Here is a 5,876-nt window from a genome sequence, read left to right on the forward strand (position 1 = left end):
TATTTAATCTATAGAAACTACAATGGATTTACCATTTTATAGTTTAGGATTTCTACGCATGATATAGAAAAGAATGACTAAGCAACCGACAAATGGAATACCAAATAACAACGTTGGTTTAAATTCATTTGTGAAAAATGTTGTACATAAAACTGCCAGCATTAATCCTGCACCAAGTAAAGTTCCAATTGGAAAACATGGCACTTTGAAGGTCAATTTTTTACCTTGTTTCTGCATATCTCGTCTGAAAAAATAATGCGTCACAAAAATCAAAAACCATGCAAGCATTGCTCCAAACATAGATAATGAGATCATTACAGGAAATGCTGCTTTAGGATCGATTGTATAGACTATTGTTGCAACCGCAATACCACTTGCAGATAATGCCAATGCATTTAAAGGAACACCATTATTCTTAATTTTACCCAAAAATTTAGGTGCATCACCAGCTCTGGACAAACTAAACATCATACGTGTTGAAATATATAATTGGCTGTTCATTGCAGATAAAGCAGCAATAATAACAATAAAATTTAAAATATGATGTGCATAAGGTATACCAATATTGGACATTACAATAATGAAAGGGCTTGTTGTACCTTCAGCTACCAGTTTAGTCCAAGGTAACAACATAACAATCAAAGTAAGTGACAATATGTAAAAAATAACCAAACGGTAAATCGTTGCTTTAAATGCTTTTCTTACCGATTGTTCTGGATTTTCAGCTTCACCAGCAGCTACGGCAATCATTTCAATACTCAAATAACTAAATATTGAAATAATAACCCCCACCCAGATCCCCCAAAAACCGTTTGGAGCGAACCCGCCGTGTGCTGTCAAATTATGAATACCACCCCGAACTCCGCCATCTTGGCCAAATAATACAATGGTAGCCAGTAAGATAAATCCTAATATGGCAAATACTTTAATCGATGAAAACCAATACTCTACTGAACCAAATGCTTTCACACTATAAGCATTTACACCAATCAAAGCAGCGGAAAAACCAATAATCCAACACCAGGAAGGCATCATTGGAAACCACATTTTCATGTATTCAGCTACAGCTGTAACTTCTGTCCCGACGGCTAAAACGATACATGCCCAATAACTATAACGAACAATAAACCCAACTAATGGTGAAATATAATGTTCAGCATATGCCCCGAATGAGCCAGAAGTTGGATGCGCAATCGTCATCTCTGCTAAGCATCCCATGAGAAATAATGCAATCAAGCCACCAATAGCATAACTTGCAATAACCCCTGGTCCTGCAAAGCCAATTGCAAACTTACTTCCAAGAAACAATCCTGTACCAATAGCCCCACCAATAGCAATCATACTCATTTGTTTGGATGTTAATTTTTTATGTAATCCAGCTTCACGTGCTTGTATTTTTCCAAAGTCACTCATATTTTTCCCTGTATCCTTTGAATTAAACGTAAATAAACCTAAACCTAGAACCTCTGGCTTCAACTAAATTTGTATTAAATAAATTAGTCATTACTTGGAATGCTCCCTAATTCCATTAAAACTGCCATCTACGCTGATAAAATATCCATGCACTTTCATATTGAGTAATCACTGTGCATCCAAACTCTATAATGCTTAAAAATAAATCTCCAAAACATCTGATGACTTTAAAGCTGATACTAATAAGTTTGTTTTTTCCTACTTTGGTCAGCAATAGCCATTTTTTGGCAATACCTTCCCCTTAACATGGTTTTGAAACCAATGTTTATAAGTCGGGGGGCTTTTAATAAAACACTCAGGTATTTGTCAGAAATATTTCAATAACCCTAATATCTCTGATCAATGACATGTGACTTTTAAAATGACAGTCTCAGTTCACCTTTGAATATTGAACGAGTTAACATGATGAGTCCTTGCTGACAAACCATGCCGGGGAAACCTCATTTTGTAAAGTAATGGTCTTCAAATGTGAATACATATTTAATGTTTCATGGCAATGCTCACTTCCAATACCACTTTCTTTTACTCCTCCAAACGGACACCCACTATTTAGATTGAAATATTGATTAATCCAAACATTGCCTGCTTCTAGTGCATCTGCAGTCTTTAAAGCATTTGCAAAATTTGTGGTATATATCCCAGCTGCCAAACCATAAGGCGTACTGTTTGCCTGCCTAATTAATTCATTTTGATCCTTCCAGCGGATTACACTTAATACAGGACCAAATATTTCTTCTTGAGCTATTGCCATGTCATATTCAGCTTCAAAAATAGTCGGTTCAAAGAAGTAGCCTTTTTCAAAACCGTCTACTTTTATACGATGACCACCAGCTAACAGTTTTGCCTGTCGTTTTCCTAGATCGATATATTTTTGCACTCGAGCTGCTTGTTGTTCATTTACTAAACCACTTAATATTGTTGAAGAATCAAAAGGATTACCAACTTTAACTCTTGAGACAGCCTCTAATAAGGTCTTTATAAATTTCGGGTAAATATCATCATGTACAAATAATCTTGTTCCAGCTAAACAGGACTGACCATTACAGTACAATGCGCCAAACAATGCGTTATCAACAACATTCTCAATGTTATCAATATCAGGAAAAACGATATTTGCACTCTTACCACCGAGTTCTAATGAAACAGGAACCAAACGTTTGGCTCCTTCAATGGCAATTATTCGTCCAACTTCTGGACTACCTGTAAATGCCAACTTGGAAATTTTTGGATGAGCAGTAATTGCAGCCCCTACTTCTTCTCCAAAGCCAGGTAAAACATTGATTACACCAGACGGGAAAATTTGTGCAGCAAGTTTGGCAAACTCTAATGTAGAAATGGATGCATTTTCATCAGGTTTTAAAATAACAGTGTTACCAGCTGCAATCGCTGGAGCAACTTTTAGAGCCACCATAATTGCTGGAACATTCCAAGGGATAATTTGTCCTACTACGCCTATCGGTTCACGTTTTGCAATAAAATATCCATTCGGATTAGGTCGACCAAATCCTTCATGTGTTAAAATAGCACCTGCAAAATAACGATATTGTGAAATAGCAATATGATAATCAATTATCACCTCACTATATTTTCGTCCAATATCCATCGTATCAATTGCAGCTAAACGCTCTATATTTAATTCCAATAAATCAGCCAGTTTATTTAATAAACGAGAACGTTCTTCATAAGTCGTTTGCTTCCACTGTAATTGTGCTTTTTGTGCAGCCAATACAGCTTTTTCAACCTCAATATGCGTGCATTGAGCAACTTGAGCTAAGAACTCTCCATTAGACGCATCGTATGCGGGAAAATATTTATCCGTTTTAATATTTTCACCATCAATATGAGCATCATAAGCATCTTGAAATTCAATTTTCATATATTTCCCTTTATCTAACACCAACAATAATCGATATAAATTACAACTCGTTTTGATACTTAAAAGTTAAGCAATAAAATCAGCAAATAATTTTGATAAACGTCTATCAAACTCATCCATCATCAATTTCGAATGTGCATAACAAATGCGAAACAAATTTGGGGATGTACCAAAAATATGACCTGGCAGCATATTAATTTTGTGTTTTTCATATAATAAATGTGTCAATTTTAATGCCTCGTCAACGGTATCTTGAGACATAAACTGACTCATATCTGCCAACAAAAATACTCCCCCCTGAGCAGGTTCCACCCGGATAGAATATTTCGACAAAATAGTACTAATATATTGATATGAATCAAATATTAGCTTTTTATTTTCTTCAATAAATGTTTCTATATCATCGGATTTCAAAAGCTCGGTCAGCNCTGCCTGTGTGTGGGATGAAACACTGGAAAAATAACTCATCTCCCTCATAAAACTGATCAAGGCAATATTATAAGAATGGCAAAATCCAACCCGGAAACCAGACAAACTGAAATCCTTGGCAAAACCACCTAAAATATGAACTCGATGCATATAAGTTTCAGGCACCAAGCTCAACATACTGGTATATTGAGTATCTGGCTCAAATATGGTTTGTGCGTAAATTTCATCTGAAATAAGATCTAATTTATTGTTTATACAAAAATCAACAACGTTTTTTAAAGCCTCTGGGCTATAAACATGACCGGTTGGATTATTAGGATTAGATAATAAAACAGCACGTACAGTCTTGCCTTGCACCCGCTGTTTCTCTAATGCGTATTCAAATGCATTGATTGATAACTCATTACCACAATCGACACCAACCGGAATAACACCTGCTCGAGATTGAATATCATGTTCAAAACCACTGTAATACGGCGTTGGAAGCAGTATAATATCCCCTCGACTACATAAACCATATGCCAACATTTCTATGGCTTCACTGCATCCACAAGTGACAACTATATTTTCAGCATCAATTAGACTCTTGCGTGATTCACCTAACCACACCTTTCCCCAATGTTTGGCAATTGCTTCACGAAATTCAGTTGAACCATAAAATAAGTTGTAATGTACATGCTCTGGAGTTAAGACAAGTTTATTTTGCAAGTCTTTTAAAATATCAACGATTTTCTCATCAATTAATCTATTTTCAGCAGTTCCTAAGTTAATAAATCCATTTTGATTTTCTTCACTAAATAAATCATTCAAAGCATCAAAATGAGCTTTCATCATGAATGGAAGTTCCTTAACATGTTCATGAGCCCTTTGAGATAAATACTGCTTCATCTGATCCATTGTTGACATTTCCCTACCTCAACTATATTTTTAAAAGCATTTAAATTCATTTGATAAAAAATAATCAAATAAAACATAAACTTAAAATAAGAATCTGATCAAAAATTCACTCAATTTTCTATAACGAANTTTTAATCCATTACATCCATTTCAAATTGTGAAAATAGTCTAACATGCATAAAAATCAATAAAGTTGCTTAATCTGCTATCAAAAAGAGTCTTTTTCAAATAATATTTCAATATCTATCAAAATTATCGCAAAGGATGCAAAGAGTGGATTCAATCGATCTAAAAATTCTACGTAAACTACAGGCCAATGGTAGATTGACCAATCAAGAACTGGCAGATCAAATTGCTTTATCTCCTTCAGCTTGCCTAAGAAGAGTAAAAGCACTTGAAAAGGAACGTTACATTAATGGCTATCATGCTCTGCTCAATGCGTCACGGTTGGGCTATAAAGTTGAAGCATTCGTACAAGTAAATCTTGATGAAACACAAAAGAATTGGCATGAAAATTTTATGAGTGCTATTGATAATTATGATGAAATAGCCAATGCATATATTGTCACAGGAAAAGCAAATTATCTTTTACATATCAGAGCATTAGATTTTGAACATTTCTCAGAGTTCATTATTCATACATTGCACAAAGTGATCGGTGTTCGAGATATTCAAACAAGTATGGTCATGCAAGGCTTAAAATCAAACGGCCGATTTATACCTTTATAAACCAGCGCTTAAATATATTTGAGAGCTGTACTAGATAAGATTCAAATTCCAGTCCAGAATCACAAAATTTTCAATTGTTGTTTTGGACTTCCATAAATAAATATGAACTCACTTTAAAAAAACAAGTGAAATGATTCCTTTGAGATATCATTATATTTGTGTAGTATTATTCTNTGCACTTGATTCCAAAAATTTTCGATTTCATTAATACGGTGCTCCCCATTTGAGAAATGAAATAATTAATCCTTTTATAGAAAAACACAGAATACTCAAAGTCTTGTAAAAAATTATTGACCAGTATAGGCATACTATTAGATTTGATTTTCTCTGCAATTACGGGGATTAAAGTATTAGATTTAGTATCAGGAATAACAAAGGTATAGACTTTNCATTACGTTTTAATAATCCAAAAACTATTATTTTATTAGTAGTACCTTTGCAAAGACAGCCTGTACGAAAAACCCCAAAAATC

General features: G+C 34.4%; 4 protein-coding genes. 1 reads left to right on the top strand and 3 read right to left on the bottom strand.

Features of this window, described 5'->3' with window-relative positions; genetic code table 11:
- Nucleotides 1–36 precede the first annotated feature (36 nt).
- The 3 genes from KPC_RS17165 to KPC_RS17175 form a co-directional block, all read right to left on the bottom strand.
- Nucleotides 37–1,413 carry an amino acid permease gene (locus tag KPC_RS17165; protein ID WP_121975568.1) on the bottom strand — a complete coding sequence of 459 codons (1,377 nt, stop codon included), beginning with the start codon at nucleotides 1,411–1,413 and terminating at the stop codon, nucleotides 37–39.
- Between the two features lie 457 nt (nucleotides 1,414–1,870).
- Nucleotides 1,871–3,349, bottom strand: coding sequence for an aldehyde dehydrogenase family protein (locus tag KPC_RS17170; protein WP_121975569.1), 1,479 nt, complete (start codon nucleotides 3,347–3,349; stop codon nucleotides 1,871–1,873).
- 66 nt (nucleotides 3,350–3,415) lie between these two features.
- The gene (locus tag KPC_RS17175) at nucleotides 3,416–4,684 is read right to left on the bottom strand and encodes a pyridoxal phosphate-dependent aminotransferase (RefSeq protein WP_121975570.1); all 1,269 of its coding nucleotides are present in this window, start codon (nucleotides 4,682–4,684) and stop codon (nucleotides 3,416–3,418) included.
- A 264-nt stretch (nucleotides 4,685–4,948) separates the two neighbouring features.
- On the opposite strand from KPC_RS17175, the gene KPC_RS17180 reads away from it, so the two are divergent.
- Complete coding sequence (locus KPC_RS17180; protein ID WP_197747735.1) at nucleotides 4,949–5,404, top strand: Lrp/AsnC family transcriptional regulator; 456 nt, start codon at nucleotides 4,949–4,951, stop codon at nucleotides 5,402–5,404.
- The last annotated feature ends 472 nt before the right edge of the window (nucleotides 5,405–5,876 follow it).

Origin of the sequence: Acinetobacter stercoris, assembly GCF_900323515.1 — a bacterium.
In the GTDB taxonomy this organism is placed as follows: Bacteria; Pseudomonadota; Gammaproteobacteria; order Pseudomonadales; family Moraxellaceae; genus Acinetobacter; species Acinetobacter stercoris.